Annotated in this window: 14 protein-coding genes; 7 read left to right on the top strand and 7 right to left on the bottom strand. The window is 75.6% G+C overall.

Translation table 11 applies throughout. The annotated features are described in order from the left end of the window. Window positions 1–72 precede the first annotated feature (72 nt). Window positions 73–318: a hypothetical protein gene (locus tag AC2TEW_RS14030; RefSeq protein WP_484623669.1), complete on the bottom strand. Its 246-nt coding sequence runs from the start codon at window positions 316–318 to the stop codon at window positions 73–75. After that, the gene (locus AC2TEW_RS14035) at window positions 315–1,823 is read right to left on the bottom strand and encodes a PspC domain-containing protein (RefSeq protein WP_484623670.1); all 1,509 of its coding nucleotides are present in this window, start codon (window positions 1,821–1,823) and stop codon (window positions 315–317) included. The genes AC2TEW_RS14030 and AC2TEW_RS14035 overlap by 4 nt, the downstream gene beginning before the upstream one ends. 135 nt (window positions 1,824–1,958) lie before the next feature. Between AC2TEW_RS14035 and AC2TEW_RS14040 the strand changes: the two genes are divergently transcribed. The 3 genes from AC2TEW_RS14040 (at window position 1,959) to pcrA (ending at window position 6,832) form a co-directional block, all read left to right on the top strand. Further along, window positions 1,959–3,446 (top strand): ATP-binding protein, encoded by a 1,488-nt coding sequence (locus AC2TEW_RS14040; protein ID WP_484623671.1) that lies wholly within the window; start codon window positions 1,959–1,961, stop codon window positions 3,444–3,446. Then, complete coding sequence (locus AC2TEW_RS14045) at window positions 3,439–4,131, top strand: LuxR C-terminal-related transcriptional regulator (protein WP_033821322.1); 693 nt, start codon at window positions 3,439–3,441, stop codon at window positions 4,129–4,131. Before AC2TEW_RS14040 ends, AC2TEW_RS14045 begins: the two co-directional genes overlap by 8 nt. 64 nt (window positions 4,132–4,195) lie before the next feature. Further along, window positions 4,196–6,832, top strand: a complete 2,637-nt coding sequence (pcrA, locus tag AC2TEW_RS14050) for a DNA helicase PcrA (protein ID WP_484623672.1) — start codon at window positions 4,196–4,198, stop codon at window positions 6,830–6,832. Between the two features lie 95 nt (window positions 6,833–6,927). On the opposite strand, the gene AC2TEW_RS14055 is transcribed toward pcrA, so the two are convergent. Both AC2TEW_RS14055 and AC2TEW_RS14060 read right to left on the bottom strand, forming a co-directional pair. After that, the gene (locus tag AC2TEW_RS14055) at window positions 6,928–7,635 is read right to left on the bottom strand and encodes a M23 family metallopeptidase (RefSeq protein ID WP_484623673.1); all 708 of its coding nucleotides are present in this window, start codon (window positions 7,633–7,635) and stop codon (window positions 6,928–6,930) included. Between the two features lie 90 nt (window positions 7,636–7,725). Beyond that, the gene (locus tag AC2TEW_RS14060) at window positions 7,726–8,625 is read right to left on the bottom strand and encodes an esterase/lipase family protein (RefSeq protein WP_484623674.1); all 900 of its coding nucleotides are present in this window, start codon (window positions 8,623–8,625) and stop codon (window positions 7,726–7,728) included. 218 nt (window positions 8,626–8,843) lie between these two features. On the opposite strand from AC2TEW_RS14060, the gene icmB reads away from it, so the two are divergent. Next, window positions 8,844–9,251 (top strand): coenzyme B12-dependent isobutyryl CoA mutase small subunit, encoded by a 408-nt coding sequence (gene icmB / locus AC2TEW_RS14065; RefSeq protein ID WP_033822897.1) that lies wholly within the window; start codon window positions 8,844–8,846, stop codon window positions 9,249–9,251. Between the two features lie 35 nt (window positions 9,252–9,286). Here the strand turns inward: icmB and AC2TEW_RS14070 are convergent, their stop codons facing one another. From AC2TEW_RS14070 to AC2TEW_RS14080, 3 genes are all read right to left on the bottom strand, one after another. After that, window positions 9,287–10,924 carry a DUF5691 domain-containing protein gene (locus AC2TEW_RS14070; protein WP_484623675.1) on the bottom strand — a complete coding sequence of 546 codons (1,638 nt, stop codon included), beginning with the start codon at window positions 10,922–10,924 and terminating at the stop codon, window positions 9,287–9,289. A 208-nt stretch (window positions 10,925–11,132) separates the two neighbouring features. Further along, window positions 11,133–12,461: an SWIM zinc finger family protein gene (locus AC2TEW_RS14075; RefSeq protein ID WP_484623676.1), complete on the bottom strand. Its 1,329-nt coding sequence runs from the start codon at window positions 12,459–12,461 to the stop codon at window positions 11,133–11,135. A gap of 41 nt (window positions 12,462–12,502) precedes the next feature. Continuing rightward, on the bottom strand, window positions 12,503–13,063 hold the full coding sequence (locus AC2TEW_RS14080) for a Uma2 family endonuclease (protein ID WP_484623677.1): 561 nt from the start codon (window positions 13,061–13,063) through the stop codon (window positions 12,503–12,505). 198 nt (window positions 13,064–13,261) lie between these two features. Between AC2TEW_RS14080 and AC2TEW_RS14085 the strand changes: the two genes are divergently transcribed. The 3 genes from AC2TEW_RS14085 to AC2TEW_RS14095 all read left to right on the top strand — a co-directional run bounded on the left by AC2TEW_RS14085 (window position 13,262) and on the right by AC2TEW_RS14095 (window position 18,452). Continuing rightward, entirely contained in the window at window positions 13,262–14,386 is a 1,125-nt protein-coding gene (locus AC2TEW_RS14085; protein ID WP_484623678.1) for an ATP-binding protein, read from the top strand. A 32-nt stretch (window positions 14,387–14,418) separates the two neighbouring features. Continuing rightward, window positions 14,419–16,848, top strand: a complete 2,430-nt coding sequence (locus tag AC2TEW_RS14090; protein ID WP_484623679.1) for a DUF5682 family protein — start codon at window positions 14,419–14,421, stop codon at window positions 16,846–16,848. Between the two features lie 410 nt (window positions 16,849–17,258). Continuing rightward, the gene (locus tag AC2TEW_RS14095; RefSeq protein WP_359886184.1) at window positions 17,259–18,452 is read left to right on the top strand and encodes a VWA domain-containing protein; all 1,194 of its coding nucleotides are present in this window, start codon (window positions 17,259–17,261) and stop codon (window positions 18,450–18,452) included. Window positions 18,453–18,558: the final 106 nt, after the last annotated feature.

Consider the following 18,558-nt stretch of genomic DNA (forward strand, 5'->3'; position numbering starts at 1 on the left):
CCCCCACACCTCGGACAAATGAGCGGCGTTGAACAGCGCGCCCCTCTCAGCCCCCCCTCCCCCGCTCCGCGTTCACCGCTCCGGATCCTGCGCCGGCGGCTGCGGCGCCACCGGGGGCCGCTGCGGCCGCCCGCGCCGCGCCATCGCCGCCACCGCGCCGACCAGCCCCGCCACGCCGAGCACGATGAAGGTCACCGGGACGACGATCCGCCCGTCCACCGCGTCGTCGTTCAGCGAGGACACCAGGTAGACCACCGCGACCAGGGTGAACAGCGCCCCCGAGATCAGTGAGAACGGATCGAGCCGGTGCTTCCTCATCCCTGGACCACCTTCATGTCACCCACACCCAGGACCAGTTTCAAATCCAGCGTGCCCTTCGAGGCCTGACCGCCGACCGGGTGCAGCTCGAGCTCCCGGTCGTTGTCCCCGCCCGACAGGTGCTCGTCGTCCGGCAGCCGGACGTCGCCGACCAGATTGCTCACCCGCAGCCGGACGTCGACGTCCGGCGGCAGCAGCACGGTCAGGTGGCCCGCGCCGACCCGCACCGAGCTCTCCAGCGTCGCCCCGGCCGGGTCCAGACCGCGCAGGTCCAGCGCCGCGTCGCCGGCCCCGAGCGTGTACTGCGGCTGCAGCTCGGCCGCCGACACCGGCGCCCACTCCCGGTCCCCGAAGGACGTCCGCACCCGGGCGTCGGTGGAGCCGACCCCGGCCAGCGCCACCGTCAGCAGCAGTGCCGGGACCACCAGCCCCTTGGCCCGGCCGAACTTCGCGCCCACCAGCATGGTCAGCCCGAGCACCAGCAGCGCCGCCGCCAGGACCGCCGACACCCGCGCCCCGTCGCCGTGGTCCTGCCCGGCCGCCCACACCGCACCGCCCACCCCGACCGCCGCCACCAGGCCCAGCGGCCCGAGGACGGACCGCGGCCGCCGGTCGCGCACCGCGGGCGCCCCGGCCGAGGGCCGGTCCGCCGGTGCCTTGCGCAGCGGATCACCCTCCGGCAGGTCCGCCCGCTGCCACCAGGGCTGCGCCGCGGCGCCCGGCGGGCCGCCCTGGCCCGGGCCCTGCCCGTACGGATTGCGCTCCGGGTGCCGCGGGTCCCAGAGGTAGCCGCTCGGCCCCGGCGGCGGGGTGTCGGCGGGCACCGTCCCGGCCGCCCGGGCCCGGGCGTGCTCCTCCCGGGCGGCCCGCCAGTGCTCCTGCATCGCGCCGCGGCGCCCGGCCCACTGCGCCCTGAACTCCTCGGACCCCGGGCCGGCGCCGAACCGCTCCCGCCACCCCGCCGCGCCGAGCTGCCCGTCCGGGTCGTCCGGCCGGTCGTCCGGTCCGTCCAGCGGCCGGTCGTACGGTCCGCCGGGCCGCTCCGCCCGGCCCCGGCCCTGCGCCCGGCGACGGCGCTCCGGGTCGTAGCGCACCGCGAGGAACACCAGACCGCCGAGCAGCATCAGCGGGAAGAGCTGGTCGCCGTCGCCCATCGAGGAGAAGAACACCCCGATGCCGATCACCGTCAGCAACACCGCACCGACCGACTGCCCGTCGACCCGCCCGGTCAGCACCCGCTGCAGCTCGGTGCGCCCGCTCCCGTCGGCGTCCGCCTCGCGCGGCACGATCAGCCAGGCCAGGCCGTACAGGAACAGCCCGAGTCCGCCGGTCAGGCAGAGCACCGCGATCACCACCCGGAACACCACCGGGTCGATGTCCAGATGCCGGCCGAGCCCGCCGCACACCCCGGCCACCACCCGGTGCCGGTCGCTGCGCGTCAACGGGGGCCGCGGCGCGCCCTCCGGCGGGGCGTCGGCCGCCCCCGTGCTCTGCTCGTCCGTCATGGCCACCATCCTGCTGGCTCCGCCTCCCCGGCCCAAGCCCGGACGGCCCGGGCCCGACCCTGAACTCCCCCTGATACGGCACTCAGGGCCCTACCCTGATGCGCCCGCACCCGCGTACATGTGACCATTCGTGGCGTGGCAGCACCCGGCACCGAACCCCAGCCCCCCGCGACCCCGTCCGCCGTTCCTGACGACCGGTCGACGGCGGGCGCCGACCCGGCCGCGGCCGGCGCCGCGGCGCCGCCCTACCGCCGGCTGTACCGCAGCCCGCACGGGCGGATGCTCGGCGGCGTGGCGCACGGCCTCGCGGTCCACCTCGGCCTGCCGGTCACCTGGGTCCGGGTCGCCTTCGTCCTGCTGTTCTTCGCGCAGGGCATCGGGGTGCTGCTGTACGCCGCGTTCTGGTTCGTGGTGCCGATCGGCATCGGCGAACCCGCCCCCGGCAGCGCGACCCGCTGGATCTACCGGGACGGCGGTTTCGTCCGGGTCGGCGCCGACGAGCCGGGCGGCAGCGCCGAGTTGACCAAGGGCCGCCGGACCGGCCCGGGGCGGCTGCGCGACCTGCTCCAGCGCACCTTCCACGGCGAGCCCGCCGCCGGCGGCCCCGGCGGGGCGGTGGCGGGCGCGCCGGCCGACAACGGCGCCACCGGCCGCGGCGGCGTCGGCCAGCTGTTCGCGCTGCTGCTGCTGGTGGTCGGCATCATGGCGCTGCTCAGCGCCCTGCACATCCAGACCGCCAAGCCGTACGTCTGGCCGCTGCTGATCGTCGGCGTCGGCGTGGCACTGGTCTGGCGGCAGGCCGACGACTCGCGCTGGCAGCGCTGGTTCGGGCTGGAGGAGGCCACCCGGCGGCGCGGCGCCTACACCCGGGTGGTCGGCGGCGTGCTGCTGGTGGTGGCCGGCATCATCGCCTTCCTGGTCCTGCAGGACAGCAGCTCCACCGTGGGGTCGGTGATCGAGGCCTCGCTCGCGGTGCTGGCCGGCGTCCTGGTGCTGGTCGGCCCGTACGCGCTGCGGCTGTGGCAGGACCTCGGCGCCGAGCGCACCGCCCGGATCCGGGCCCAGGAGCGGGCCGAGATCGCCGCGCACGTGCACGACTCCGTGCTGCACACCCTCACCCTGATCCAGCGCAACGCCGAGGACGCCAAGGAGGTGCTGCGGCTCGCCCGCGCCCAGGAACGCGAACTGCGGCTGTGGCTCTACCGTCCGGAGGCCGCCGCCGAGGACGCCCCCGACACCCTGGCCGAGCGGATCCGCCAGGTCGTCGCCGAGGTCGAGGACCGGCACGGGGTACCGGTCGAGCTGGTCTGCGTCGGCGACTGCGCGATGGATGAGAAGATCTCCGCGCAGATGCAGGCCGCGAGGGAAGCGATGGTCAACGCGGCCAAGTACGGTGGCGGGGGACCGGTCCAGGTGTACGCGGAAGTCGAGGGGCGGACGGTGTCCGTGTTCGTCCGCGACCACGGCCCCGGCTTCGACCCCGACACCGTGCCCGAGGACCGGATGGGCGTACGGGAGTCGATCATCGGCCGGATGCGGCGCAACGGGGGCACCGCCAAGGTGCGACCGGCGCCGGACGGCGGCACCGAGGTCGAGCTGGAGATGGAGAGAGCAGATGTCTGAGGCCGAGGCCGTGGCAGCCGGACCGGAGCGGACCGCCCGGGTGGTTCTGGTGGACGACCACCGGATGTTCCGCACCGGGGTGCGGGCCGAGATCGGGCGTACCGAGCTCACCGGCATCGACGTGGTCGGCGAGGCCGACGACGTGGAGTCGGCCGTCCAGGTCGTCGCCGAGACCCGGCCGGACGTGGTCCTGCTCGACGTCCACCTGCCGGGCGGCGGCGGGGTCGAGGTGCTGCGGCGCTCGGCGCCGCTGATGGGGGACGCGGGCGGGGTGCGGTTCCTGGCGCTGTCGGTCTCCGACGCCGCCGACGACGTGATCGGCGTGATCCGCGGCGGCGCCCGCGGGTACGTCACCAAGACCATCACCGGCACCGACCTGGTCAACGCGATCTTCCGGATCGCCGACGGCGACGCGGTCTTCTCGCCCCGGCTGGCCGGCTTCGTCCTCGACGCCTTCGCCGCCACCGACACCCCGCCGGTCGACGAGGACCTCGACCGCCTCACCCAGCGCGAGCGCGAGGTGCTGCGGCTGATCGCCCGCGGCTACGCGTACAAGGAGATCGCCAAGCAGCTCTTCATCTCGGTGAAGACGGTGGAGAGCCACGTCTCGGCGGTCCTGCGCAAGCTCCAGCTCAGCAACCGCCACGAGCTGACCCGCTGGGCGGCGGCCCGCCGGCTGGTCTGAGGGCGGCCCGGGTCCCGACGTCCCGCCCCGGGGTGTCGGTGGCTGGTCATACACTCGGAGGGCCATGAGTAGCCTCTTTGACGACCTCCCGCTCCCCGGCTTCGAGGACCCAGCCGTCGGGTCGAGCCGCCCCGCCGCCGACGAGCCGCCGTACGACGGCCCGCCGTTCGAGGAGCCCCCGTACGAGGAGGCTCCGCACGACTACTCCCCGTACGAGGAGGCCATCCCCGACGGGCTGTTCCAGAGCGATCACGCCGCCGACGCCGAGCGGGACGCGTACTACCGCAACGGCGCCGCCCGTACCGTGATCGACCCGGCGCAGCTGTTGGAGGGGATGAACGACCCGCAGCGCGAGGCGGTGGTGCACCACGGTTCGCCGCTGCTGCTGGTGGCCGGCGCGGGGTCGGGCAAGACCCGGGTGCTGACGCACCGGATCGCGTACCTGCTGGGCGCCCGGCACGTGCAGCCGGGCGAGATCCTGGCGATCACCTTCACCAACAAGGCCGCCGGCGAGATGCGCGAGCGGGTCGAGCAGCTGGTCGGGCCGCGGGCCCGGGCGATGTGGGTGTCGACCTTCCACAGCGCGTGCGTGCGGATCCTGCGCCGGGAGTCCAAGGTGCTGGGCTTCACGTCCAGCTTCTCGATCTACGACTCGGCGGACTCGCAGCGCCTGATGGGCCTGGTCTGCCGCGATCTGGACCTGGACCCGAAGCAGTACCCGCCGAAGTCCTTCACCGCGAAGATCAGCAACCTCAAGAACGAGCTGATCGACGAGGAGACCTACGCCGACCAGGCCGCCAACCCGACGGAGAAGAAGCTCGCCGAGGCGTACTTCCTCTACCAGCGGCGCCTGCGCGAGGCCAACGCGCTGGACTTCGACGACATCATCATGACCACGGTCAACCTGCTGCAGGCCTTCCCGGACGTCGCCGAGCACTACCGCCGCCGCTTCCGGCACATCCTGGTCGACGAGTACCAGGACACCAACCACGCCCAGTACACCCTGGTGCGCGAGCTGAGCGGCGGCGCCGCCGCGCACGCGCCGAAGATGACCGTCGACGGCGAGTACGTGAACCCGGCGGACGCCCGGCTGGCGCAGATCGCCCCGGCCGAGCTGTGCGTGGTCGGTGACGCGGACCAGTCGATCTACGCCTTCCGCGGCGCGACCATCCGCAACATCCTCCAGTTCGAGGAGGACTACCCGAACGCGACCACGATCCTGCTGGAGCAGAACTACCGCTCCACCCAGACCATCCTCTCCGCCGCCAACTCGGTGATCGAGCGCAACACCAACCGCCGCAAGAAGAACCTGTGGACCGCCGGCGACCAGGGCGAGAAGGTGGTCGGCTACGTCGCCGACGACGAGCACGGCGAGGCCCAGTTCATCGCGGACGAGATCGACCGGCTGACCGACAAGGGCGACGCCCGCCCCGGCGACGTCGCGATCTTCTACCGGACCAACGCCCAGTCCCGCGTCTTCGAGGAGGTGTTCATCCGGGTCGGCCTGCCGTACAAGGTGGTCGGCGGGGTGCGCTTCTACGAGCGCAAGGAGGTCCGGGACGTCCTGGCGTACCTGCGGGTGCTGTCCAACCCCGAGGACACCGTGCCGCTGCGCCGGATCCTCAACGTGCCCAAGCGCGGCATCGGCGACCGCGCCGAGGCGATGATCGACGCGCTGGCCGCCCGGGAGCGGATCAGCTTCGCCCAGGCGCTGGTGCGGGTCGACGAGGCGTACGGGATGGCCGCGCGCTCGGCCAACGCGGTGAAGAAGTTCAACGCGCTGCTGGCCGGCCTGCGGCAGGTGGTCGAGTCCGGCGCGGGCCCGGCCGCGGTGCTGGAGGCGGTGCTGGAGGAGACCGGCTACCTCGCCGAGCTGCAGGCCTCCACCGACCCGCAGGACGAGACCCGGGTGGAGAACCTCCAGGAGCTCGCCGCGGTGGCCCTGGAGTACGAGAAGGACCCGGGCGAGCGCCCCGAGGCCGAGGAGGGCGACGGTACCCCGCCGGTCGGCTCGCTGGCCGACTTCCTGGAGCGGGTGGCGCTGGTAGCCGACTCCGACCAGATCCCGGACGACGAGGAGGGCGGCGGCGTCATCACCATGATGACCCTGCACACCGCCAAGGGCCTGGAGTTCCCGGTGGTCTTCCTGACCGGCATGGAGGACGGGATCTTCCCGCACATGCGGGCGCTCAACCAGGTCAAGGAGCTGGAGGAGGAGCGCCGGCTGGCGTACGTCGGCCTCACCCGGGCCCGCCAGCGGCTCTACCTGACCCGCTCGGTGCTGCGCAGCGCCTGGGGCCAGCCCTCGTACAACCCGGCCTCGCGCTTCCTGGAGGAGATCCCCGCCGGGCTGGTGGAGTGGAAGCGCACCGGCGCGGCCGCGGTGCCGCCGTCCCGGTCCTCGGGCGGCTCCTCGTACGGGTCCTCCTCGCGGCTGTCCTCGGGCAGTGGCGGCCGTGGCGGCGGTGGCGGCGGGACGGCCTCGCCGAAGGCGGGCTGGGGCAAGTCGGCCCGGCAGCTGGCCGAGCGCGACGTGCCGACCCTGGCGGTCGGCGACCGGGTCACCCACGACAGCTTCGGGCTGGGCACGGTCGTGGCGACCATGGGCGTCGGCGACAAGGCGCAGGCGACGGTCGACTTCGGGGCGAGCACCGGGCGCAAGCAGCTGCTGCTGCGCTACGCGCCGGTCGAGAAGCTCTGACGGGAGATCGACGGGTACGGCCCGGGTGTCCGCGCTGCTGCGGGGGCCCGGGCCGTACGCGTTCTGCGGTGCGGCCCGGGTCGGCCCGGGTCGGCTCAGCGCGGGTCGAGGCCGCGGGCCAGCAGCCAGGGCAGCGGGTCGACGGGGGCGCCGCCGTCCGGGCGGACCTCGAAGTGCAGGTGCGGGCCGGTGCTGTTGCCGCTGCTGCCGGAGTACGCGATCACGTCCCCGGCCCTGACCTGGCCCTTGCGGACCCGGAACGAGCGCAGGTGCCCGTACCAGGTGCTGGTGCCGTCCCGGTCGGTGACCACGGTGAGGTACCCGTAGGCGCTGCTCCACCGGGTGGTGACGGTGCCGTCGGTGGCGGCCCGTACCGGGGTGCCGGACGGGACCGGGAAGTCGATGCCGGTGTGCCGGACCGACCAGTGGGTGCCGGCCTGGCCGAACAGCGCGCTCAGGCCGCGCGCGGCGACCGGCAGCAGGTAGTGCGGGCGCTCCGGCGGCGTCGGCAGACCGGGCGGGTCGGGCAGGGCGCCGCGCGGCCCCGTGCGGTCGGCGCGGTCGGCCGCGGCGGCTGCCGGGCCCGGGGAGGGCGGCGCGGTGCGGGCGCCGTCGGGCCGGGCGTCCGCGGCGGACGGCGCCGACGGGTGGGTGTGGTCGTGCTGGACGGCGGCCGCGGCGGCGGTGAACACACCGAGCGTGGCCGCCGAGGGCAGGGCGACCGTCAGAACGGCCGTGCGGGTGCCGCGCCGGGCCAGCCGGCGTTGCTGGGCACGGGCGTCGGTACGGGAGTTGATGGTCACGCTGCCGCCTCGGGGAGCCCACTCGGGGAAAGGGGGAGAAACCAGCCGAGACTGTAGTCCCCTGTCCCGATACCGGACAAAGTGCGCATCTCAGGAGGCGTGTCGCTGCACCAGTCCGGCGCCTCCGTCCTCGGCCTCCAGTGCGTGCCGTACCGCCTCGACCGCCAACGGGTGGGCCGGCAAGCCGATATGACCGACCGACGGGATCAGCAGATTGTCCGCCTGCAGGTCGGGATGGTGCAGCCAGGCGCCGCGGCCCGGTCGGACCACCTCGTCCAACTCACCGCGCAGCGCCGTGAAGTGCGCCCGGCAGCTCGGCGCGGGCAGTGCCAGCTCGGTCAGCAGGTCACTGCCGGGCCGGAGCTGACGGGTGACCGGGAACGGGGTCGGCAGCAGCGCCGCCGTGGTTCCCTCGTGCGGCGTGCCGAGCGTGACCACCCGGGGTGCGAGCGTGTCCCCGCCCAGCCGCTGGACGTAGTACCGGCAGATCAGGCCGCCCAGGCTGTGCCCGACCAGGGTGACCGGCCGGCCCTGGTGGGCCTCGGCGGCCCACTCCACGTGGCGGGCCAGCAGCACCGCCGCGGCCCGGACGTCCCGGATCAGCGGCGAGTAGTTGAGCGCGTGCAGATGCGCCCAGCCGTGGCGCAGCAGCTCCCGGCGGAGCGGGCCGAACACCGCGCGGTTGTCGGCCAGGCCGTGCAGCAGCAGCACCGGGCCGCGCTGGGCCCGGTCGGCCGCCGGGCCTGGCGGGCAGTCGCGCGGCCGGGGCTCGGGCACCAGCCCGGCCGGGTAGCGAACCACGTGGTGCGCGAGGGCGGCGGCCTCGGCCCCGGCGCCCCGGACGGCGCGCCCGAACGGCAGGCGGGCGGCGGCCGCCGCGGTCGACGGGCCCCCGAACGCGGGGAGTCCGATCGAAGGGGGTCCGGTCGGCGCGGGACCGGACGGCGGGAGGTCGGAGGGGGGAGGATCGGTCGGAGCGGGGTGGGTCATACGGCTCTCCCCGGGCAGGGTGGCGCGGGGGCCCCGCGGCGGACGGCGCGGGGGTGACGGGTGGGCGGTGCTGTGATTTTCCCCTCCTCTCGACGGGCGAAACGGACGCCGGGCGCGGTTGGCGCTACCCTCCCCTCAGGTCTGTTAAGAGTGGTTAACACCACACCCGTCCCGGCCGGGCCGGTCGGGTGATGGACGATGAGGTCCAGGAGGCAGTCATGGGCGTGTCAGGCCCGATCCGTGTGGTGGTCGCCAAGCCGGGGCTGGACGGCCACGACCGGGGAGCCAAGGTGATCGCCCGGGCGCTGCGCGACGCCGGTATGGAGGTCATCTACACCGGCCTCCACCAGACGCCGGAGCAGATCGTCGACACCGCGATCCAGGAGGACGCCGACGGCATCGGCCTGTCGATCCTCTCCGGCGCCCACATGACGCTCTGCGCCAAGGTGCTGGAACTGCTCCGGGAGCGCGACGCCGAGGACATCAAGGTGTTCTGCGGCGGCATCGTGCCGCCCGAGGACATCGTCGAGCTGAAGGCGCTCGGCGTCGCCGACATCTTCACCCCGGGCACCCCGACCCAGGACGTGGTGGCCTGGGTCGAGGCCAACCTGCGCGCGGCGGGCTGACCCGCCGCGCACCCCCGCCGCCGTCCGCGGCGCGGTCACCCGTCGAGTTCCGCCAGCATCGCGGCCCGGAAGCGCAGCGTCCCGGCGAGCCGGGCGAAGGTCTCGGCCCAGGCGGTGTCGGGCGCGGCATCGGCCGCCAGTGCCTCCACGGCGGGGGCCGTCCCGGGGGACAGCGCCCGTTCCGTCATGCCCAGGACCCCGCTGTGGCTCCACGGGTACGCGCCGGAACGGGCGGCCCGCTCCAGGGCGGCGACCACGGCGGTCGACAGCGGCGGCGTCCACGGTGCGGCGCAGGCCCCCAGCAGCTGGAAGGCGTCGCCCAGGCCGTGGGTGCGGACGAAGGCGGCCGTCCAGGCGGCCCGCTCGGGGGCGGGGAGCACCGACAGCAACCGGGCCGGCGATCCCGCCGCCCGCCCGGGGCCGCCCGGACGCGGTACCGGACCGAGCAGGGCCCGGGCCCAGTCGGCGTCCTGCTGGCGGACGGCGGCCCTGGCCCAGGCCTCCCGCAGGTCGTCCGTCCAGTCCGTGCCGCCGTCGCCGACCGGCAGCCGCAGCAGCTGCTCCGGGCCGAGGCCGGTGTCGGCGGACCAGATCGACAGCGGCGCGGCCGCGACGATCTCGCCGAACCACCAGGCCCGCTCGCCCCGGCCGGTCGGTGACCTGAGGGGTATGCCGTCCCGCTGCATCCCGGCGTCGCACCCGGTGGGCGGACTGACGAGCAGTCGGCGCCCATCGAGGCGGACCGCAGCCCGCGCGCGCTCCGCCATCCGGGTGGCAAGTGCGGACCCGGGCAGGGTGGAGAGCAGCTCGGCTACGGTCGCCCGGACGTTCTTGCTGCGATCGGTCAGCGCGGCCTCCAGGAACTCCTCGTCCGCCGCCGAGAGCCCCTCCTGCAAGGCGTCCAGGAACAGCACCCGGTCCTCGGCGCGCTCGGTCGACCAGGTCGAGCCGAGCAGCTCCAGCGCCTCCCGGGGACGTTCCCGGCGCAGCCGGGAGAGGTGGGTGACCCGTTCCGCGAACAGGCCCTCCTGCCAGACCTGCGAGCCGGCGGGGGCACCGGCATCGCGGCCGGTCCGGCCGGCTTCGTCGGCCGGACCGGGCTCCGGTTCGGTCGTGCTCCCCGCCATCGCCGTGTCCGCGGCCGTGCGGTGGACGAACCGCCAGTCCTGGTTCCGCTCGGCGAGCCAGCGGCCCAGCGGACCGGCCAGCGCGACCGCCCCGGAGCGCAGCTCGCTCCGGGCCCGGGCGGCGTCCAGCAGCGGCGGGACCAGCGCCGGCGGCAGCCGGTAGCCGTGGGACTGCGCCGCCTCGATCCACTGCGGCAGCAGCTCGGCGAGGTTGGCCGGCGCGGCCCCGGCCGGACGCCCGCCGACCAGCACCGCCAGCCGGCGGGCGGCGGCCTCGGGCAGCTCGGGACGGGTGTCCGCCGGGGCGGCCGGCGGGAGTTCGGGCGCGGGCAGCGGCCGGCCGCCGGCCCGGCGGCGGACCACCGCGAGCGCCGCCAGGTCCAGCAGTGCCACCGCCGGGTCGTCGCGGTCCACCGCCCGCGCGGCGGCAAGCGCCGCGGGCGGTCCGGCCGGGTCGGGCAGCGGCCGGCGATCGGTGCCCAGCAGGGCCACGGTCTCCAGCGCGGCCCAGTCGTCGGCGGTCGGGCTGAGAGTGGGGATGGTCATGGCCGGCCTCCGGTCGGGATCGCGTGCGGATGCGGGGGAGCGCCCGGATGGGGCGGACGACCCGGGAACGAGGACGAGGACGAGGATCCGGCCGGGCGGGCACCGGGCAGTGGCCGCGCGGACCGGGGGCGCACGGCTCGCGGGCGCGCGGCCCGCGGCGGGACCGGGAGGACCGGGGGGACCGGGGGGACCGGGGGGACCGGCGGGGTCACTGGCCCACCCCGATCGGCCGGCCCTGCTGCGTCCAGGCCGTCACCGGGGCGAACCCGGCGTGCCCGTACTCACCGAACAGCGTGACCGGGTGGCCCGCCGAGACCGCCGCCAGCCGCCACAGCGCCGCCTCCGGAACCGAGCCGCGGCGCACCGCGACCGCTCCGCGCCCGTCCGTCAGCTGCCAGCCCTCGGGGCCGAGCACCGGCACCACCTCGCCCAGCACCACCGGCCAGGACTCCAGCCACGGGTCCGCCGCCACCGCCTCGCCGTACGCGGCCGTCGCCCCGGCCGGGGAGAGCCCGGCGGGAGGCCCGGCGGGCCCGGCCTCCGGGGCGCCGTACCGCGGGCCGAGCACCGCCCGAAGCGGCCGGGCACCCGGGTGGAAGGCCAGCTCGGCCTCCAGCACCTGCCCGGTGGGCAGAGCGAGTTCGGGTGCCTGGCCGGGGCGGCCGAAGGCGAGCAGCAGGGCGAGGCGGCCGGTCTTGGCGCCACGCAGCCACAGCCGGCGGGTGGTCAGCCGCTCGTCGGCGGTGTCCCGGCTGCCGAGCACCTGCCACCGGTCGCGGACCGTCGGACCGGCCAGCAGCTCGGCCGTGTCGGCGGTGAACCCGACCCGGGTCCGGACCGTGGCCGCCAGCTCGGCGGGCAGCTCCGCCACCCGGCCCCAGGCGCCGGCCAGCAGGTGCAGCAGCGCGTACTCGGCGAGCAGCCCCTGCTGCGGGGTGTGCGCCAGCTCCCGGGCCCGGGTGGCGAGCCCCGGTGCTTGCGCGTCGACCATCCGGGCCGCCACCTCCTCCCAGCCGGCCGCGGCGGCGGCATGGTCGGCCAGGCCCCGGCGGACCCCGTCCGCCAGCCGCAGCCGCAGCTCCTGGGCGCCCGCCGTGACCCTCGCCTCGCGTCGCTCGGCCCGCCGCCGGGCGGCGGCCGGATCGGCCTCGGCCTTGGCCTCCGCCTTGGCGCGGGCCTTCTCGGCCCGCTGCTCGGAGGCGTCCTGACGGCTCTTCACCCACTCGGTGACCCAGTCCGGCCGCTCGGCGCCCTCGGTGATCTCCGCCGCGCCGCCGCTCCACAGCAGCAGCAGCCCCAGCACGTGCTTGCACGGGAACTTCCGGCTCGGGCAACTGCACTTGTACGCGGGCCCGGCCAGCTCGACGGCCGCCCGGTACGGCGTGCTGCCGCTGCCCTTGCACAGCCCCCACAGCACGCCCTGCTCCCAGCCGGCCCCCGACCAGGGGCCCGGCCCGGACAGCTTGCCGGCGGCCTTCAGCGAGGCCGGGTCGGGTGCGAGGGAAAGGACGTGTTCGGTGCTCCAGCGTTCCTCCATGCCCACGACGCTAGGCGCGGGCACTGACAACGGACGCGGTGTCAGTCCTTGGCCGGGTACACCTTGAAGGAGGAGGTCTCCAGCGCGAACGCGAACGGTTCCGGCAGCTCGACGGCGCGCCCGAACTCGCCGTGCTCGACCACCCGGTAGTCCCCGCCGTCGGGCCGGGAGCGCAGCTCCCAGACGCCGAGGTTCGGGTCGATGATCAGGTACAGCGGCACCCCGCTGACGGCGTACCAGAGCCGCTTCTTCGCGTAGTCGCTGTCGCGGTCGGAGGAGACGATCTCGACGGTGACCGAGACCCGGCCGGCCGGGAAGGGGTTGGCGTTGTCGGCGGCGAGCTCGTGGCTGGTCACGCTGACGTCGGGCTTGGGCTCGAACCCCTGTACCGGTGACACCAGGGCCTGCGCGGTCATCGACCACCAGCCCCGCTGGATGAACTGGCTGGAGACGGCAACCTGGATGAAGTTGTGGAACGGCGCGGCGGACGGAAGCAACACGAGCCGTCCGTCGACGAGTTCGATCCGGAACCTGTCCAGCTCCGGCATGCGCTCGAGCAGGCGCACCACGTCGTGGTCGGTCCCGGGTGTGGTCGCGGACATCGCTCGCACCTCCTCCTCCCTGCAGGGTAGCGAGCCGGGGCCGGGTACCCGGTCGTTGTCAGTGGCCCGGTGCATGGTGGTTCCAACAGGCCGCGACGTGCCTGTCCGACCTCTGCGCCGATGGTCCCCGTACCCCTCTCTGAGCCGCCCCTGCCCTGCCACAGCTGTGCCCGGCGGCCCGTATGCCAGGAGCCGATGATGACCACCGAAACCCCCGCCACCGAACTGACTGCCGAGACGTCGGCCGAGGTCCTACGGCTGCACGCCGAGGACGCCTTCGCCGGCGAACTCGCCGCGCTCGCCGCCCAGGACGACCGGCCCCGCCCCGAGCGCTGGCGGCTGTCGCCCTGGGCCGTCGCCACCTACCTGCTGGGCGGCGAACTGCCCGACGGCACCGTGATCACGCCCAAGTACATCGGCCCGCGCCGGATCGTCGAGGTCGCCGTCACCACCCTGGCCACCGACCGGGCGCTGCTGCTGCTCGGTGTGCCCGGCACCGCCAAGACCTGGGTCTCCGAGCACCTGGCCGCCGCGATCAGCGGCGACTCCACCCTGCTCGTCCAGGGCACCGCGGGCACCCCCGAGGAGGCCGTCCGGTACGGGTGGAACTACGCGCAGCTGCTCGCCCACGGCCCCAGCCGGGACGCCCTGGTGCCGTCCCCGCTGATGCGGGCGATGGCCGACGGGAAGATCGCCCGGGTCGAGGAGCTCACCCGCATCCCGGCGGACGTCCAGGACAGCCTGATCACCATCCTGTCCGAGAAGACCCTGCCGATCCCGGAGCTGGGCGCCGAGACCCAGGCCGTCCGCGGCTTCAACCTGATCGCCACCGCCAACGACCGCGACCGCGGGGTCAACGAGCTGTCCAGCGCGCTGCGCCGCCGCTTCAACACCGTCGTGCTGCCGCTGCCGGCCACCCTGGACGAGGAGGTCGACATCGTCACCCGCCGGGTCGGCCAGCTCGGGCGCTCGCTCGACCTGCCGGAGCTGCCCGGCGGCGCCGACGAGATCCGACGCGTCGTCACCGTCTTCCGCGAGCTGCGGGCCGGGATCACCGCCGACGGCCGCACCAAGGTCAAGACGCCCAGCGGCACGCTCTCCACCGCCGAGGCGATCTCCGTCGTCACCAACGGCCTCGCGCTGGCCACCCATTTCGGTGACGGCGTGCTGCGCGCGGGCGACGTGGCCGGCGGCATCCTCGGCGCGGTGGTCCGGGACCCGGTCGCCGACCGGGCGGTCTGGCGGGAGTACGTCGAGGGCGTGGTCCGCGAGCGGGACGGCTGGAAGGACTTCTACCGCGCCGCCCGCGAGTACTCCAACTGACACCCCAGCACCCCGCAGGAGGGAGGCCCGACATGGCCCACGGACCGACGCCCGCCGCAGCCGCCGCACAGGCCGCAGTCGCCCCGGCCCCGGCCGCAGCCGCCGCGCCCGCCGCACCGCCCGGCGTCACGCTGCTCGGCATCCGGCACCACGGGCCCGGGTCGGCCCGCGCCGTGGCCGCCGCGCTGCGGCAGCTGCGGCCCGACGCGGTCCTGATCGAGGGCCCGCCCGAGGCCGACGCGCTCACCGCGCTGGCCGCCGAGAAGGACCTGGTGCCGCCGGTGGCGCTGCTGGCGCACGTGGTGGACGACCCGGCGCGGGCTGCGTTCTGGCCGTTCGCGGTCTTCTCGCCGGAGTGGGTCGCGCTGCGGTACGCGGTCGAGCAGCAGGTCCCGGTCCGCTTCATCGACCTGCCGGCCGCCCACAGCCTCGCCGCCGACCCGCCGTCACCGGACGGGCCGGACGGGTCGGGGGCGCCGGACGGGCCGGGAGTGCCGGGGGGCACGTCCGGGGCGGCGGAAGGGCCCGCCACGGACCCGATCGCCGCACTCGCCGCGGCCGCCGGCCACGACGACCCCGAGCGCTGGTGGGAGGACGTGGTCGAGCACCGGGCCCCCGGCGCCGACGCGCTCGCCCCGTTCGAGGCGGTCGCCGAGGCGATGGCGGTCCTGCGCGAGGACGCGCCGGCGCTCCGCCGCGACGAACTGCGCGAGGCGTACATGCGCCAGCAGCTGCGCGCCGCCCGCCGGGCCGGCCACCGCCGGATCGCGGTGGTCTGCGGCGCCTGGCACGTCCCCGCGCTGCAGGAACTGCCCACTGTGGCGCACGACAAGGCACTGCTGGCCGGCCTGCCGAAGAAGGTGCGCACCGAGATCACCTGGGTGCCCTGGACGCACCGCCGGCTCTCCCAGCACTCCGGGTACGGCGCGGGCGTCGACTCGCCCGGCTGGTACCACCACCTGTTCACCGCCGAGCGCGACACCGTGGCCCGCTGGCTGACCAGGGTCGCCGAGCTGCTGCGGGCCGAGGACCACCCGGTCTCCTCCGCGCACGTCATCGAGGCCGTCCGGCTGGCCGGGACGCTCGCGGCGATGCGGGGCCGCCCGCTGCCCGGGCTCACCGAGACGCTGGACGCCGTACGGGCCGTCATGTGCGACGGGTCGGACGTCGCGCTCGCCCTGGTGCACGACCGGCTGGTGGTCGGCGACGCGCTCGGCGAGGTACCCGACGCGGCCCCCGCCGTCCCGCTCCAGCGCGACCTCGCCCGGCTCCAGCGCGGCCTGCGGCTCAAGCCCGAGCCGGACGACCGCGAACTCGTGCTGGACCTGCGCAAGGAACTGGACGCCGCCCGCTCGACCCTGCTGCACCGGCTGCGGCTGCTCGGCATCGGCTGGGGCGTGCCCGGACGCTCCGCGGTCAACTCCACCGGCACCTTCCGGGAGACCTGGCGACTGCGCTGGGAGCCGGAGTTCGCGGTCCGGGTGGTCGAGGCCGCCCAGTGGGGCACCACCGTCGAGGGCGCGGCCGCCGGAAAGGCGGTCGGCGAGGCCGCCCGCGCCACCGAGCTGGCCGAGCTGACGGCGCTGGCCGAGCGCTGCCTGCTCGCCGACCTGCCGGCCGCGCTGCCCGCCGTGATGCGGCTGATCGCCGACCGCGCCGCCCTGGACACCGACATCGCCCAGCTGGCCGCCGCGCTGCCCGCGCTGGTCCGCACCCTGCGCTACGGCGACGTCCGCGGCACCGACGGCGCGGCCCTCGGCGAGGTCGCCCGCGGCCTCGCCGAGCGGATCTGCGTCGGCCTGCCGGCCGCCTGCACCGGCCTCGACGCGGACGGCGCCAACGCGATGCGCTCCCACCTGGACGCGGTGCACGCCGCCGTCGGCCTGCTGGCCGCCGAGGACACCGGGGAGGACCCGGTCGCCGACCGCTGGGCCGCCACCCTGCACGCGCTGGCCGCCCGCGAGCCGTCCGGCGGACCGGCCACCGGCGCGCCGGGCGTGCTGCGCGGCCGCGCGGTCCGGCTGCTGCTGGACGACGCCCGGCTCGGCACCGAGGAGGCGGGCCGCCGGCTCGGCCTGGTGCTCTCACCGGCCGGCACACCCGCGGACGCGGCCGGCTGGGTCGAGGGCTTCCTGTCCGGCGGCGGCGCCCTGCTGCTGCACGACACCCGGCTGCTCGCACTGCTGGACGACTGGCTGACCCGGGTCCGTCCGGAGGCGTTCACCGATCTGCTGCCGGTGCTCCGCCGTACCTTCTCCGCGCTGGAGGCGGGCGTACGGCGCACCGTCGGCGAGCGGGTCGCCGCCGGACGGCTCGGTGGCCCCGCCGCCCCGGCCGAGGTGGCCGCCGCGGACCTCGACCCCGACCGGGCCGACGCCGCGCTGCCCACCCTCGCCCTGCTGCTCGGTCTGCCCGCCGGGCGGCCGGTGATCCCGCGGCAGGCCGACCGCCGGGCGGGCTGAGCGGGCGCCGGGCCGGGCAGTGGAGGGGACCGCCCGGCCCGGCGCCATCCACCACGTCCACCGCACCCGCGCCCGCCACGTGCACCTCACCCGGCACACCCATCACCTGGCACACCCACCACCCGGCACACCCACCACCCGGCACACCCATCACCTGGCACACCCATCACCTGGCACACCCATCACCTGGCACACCCATCACCTGGCACACCCACCACCCGGCACACCCACCACCCGGCACACCCACCACCCGGCACACCCACCACCCGGCACACCCACCACCCGGCACACCCACCACCCGGCACACCCACCACCCGGCACACCCACCCCCTGGCACACCCACCGCACCCACCGCACCAACCACATCCGCCGCACCCGGCCGTCAGCCGCCCGTACCGAAGGAGTGCCCGATGACCACAGCCCAGGCCGCCACCGCGCAGGCCGCCGCCGACCCCGACGGCGAGCGGCTGCGCCGCTGGCGGCTGGTCCTCGGCGGTGACGCCGACGGCACCGGCTGCACGCTGTCCGGCCGGGATGCCGCGATGGACGGCGCGCTCGCCGCGCTCTACCGGGGCTCCGGCGCCGAGCCGGGCGGCCAGGGCCGGACCGGCGGCCGCAGCGCAGGCCTGGGCGGTTCGGCCCCGCAGGTGGCGCGCTGGCTCGGCGACATCCGGGAGTACTTCCCGACCACGGTGGTCCAGCTGATGCAGCAGGACGCGATCACCCGCCTCGGCCTGGACCGGCTGCTGCTGGAGCCGGAGATGCTGGCGGCGGTCGAGCCGGACGTCCACCTGGTCGGCACCCTGCTCTCGCTGAAGCACGCGCTGCCGGAGACCACCCGGGAGAGCGCCCGTGCGGTGGTCGGCAAGGTGGTGGCCGAGCTGGAGCGGCGGCTGGCCGACCGCACCCGTTCCACCCTCGGCGGCGCGCTCGACCGCAGCGCCAGGGTCAACCGCCCGCGCCACCGCGACATCGACTGGGGCCGCACGATCCGGGCCAACCTGAAGAACTACCTCCCCGATCACCGCACGGTCGTCCCCGAGCGGCTGGTGGGCTACGCCCGCGCCCAGCGCGCGGTGAAGAAGGACGTGATCCTCTGCATCGACCAGTCCGGTTCGATGGCCGCCTCGGTGGTCCACTCGGCGGTGTTCGGTGCGGTGCTCGCCTCGATGCACAGCCTCGACACCCGGCTGGTCGTCTTCGACACCTCGGTGGTCGACCTGACCGAGCAGCTCACCGACCCGGTCGACGTCCTGTTCGCCACCCAGCTCGGCGGCGGCACCGACATCAACCGCGCCCTCGCGTACTGCCAGTCGAAGATCTCCCGGCCGTCCGAGACCATCGTGGTGCTGATCAGCGACCTGTACGAGGGCGGCATCCGGGACGAGATGCTCAAGCGGGTCGCCGCGATGAAGGCCTCGGGCGTGCAGTTCATCGCCCTGCTGGCGCTCTCCGACGAGGGCGCCCCGGCCTACGACCACGCGCACGCCGCCGCGCTGGCCGCGCTCGGCGCGCCGGCCTTCGCCTGCACCCCGGACGCCTTCCCGGACATCATGGCCGCCGCCATCGAGAAGCGGCCGCTGCCGGTGCCGGCCGACCGGTGAACCCGCCCGTCCGACCGATCGACCCGCCCGTCCGCCGGTGTCCGCGGGACACGGATTCACCCGAAGGTGTGAGCCTGGCCCGGTGCCCGCACCCCGGCGCCGCGGC

This window comes from Kitasatospora sp. NEAU-CNBT7 (assembly GCF_057220535.1).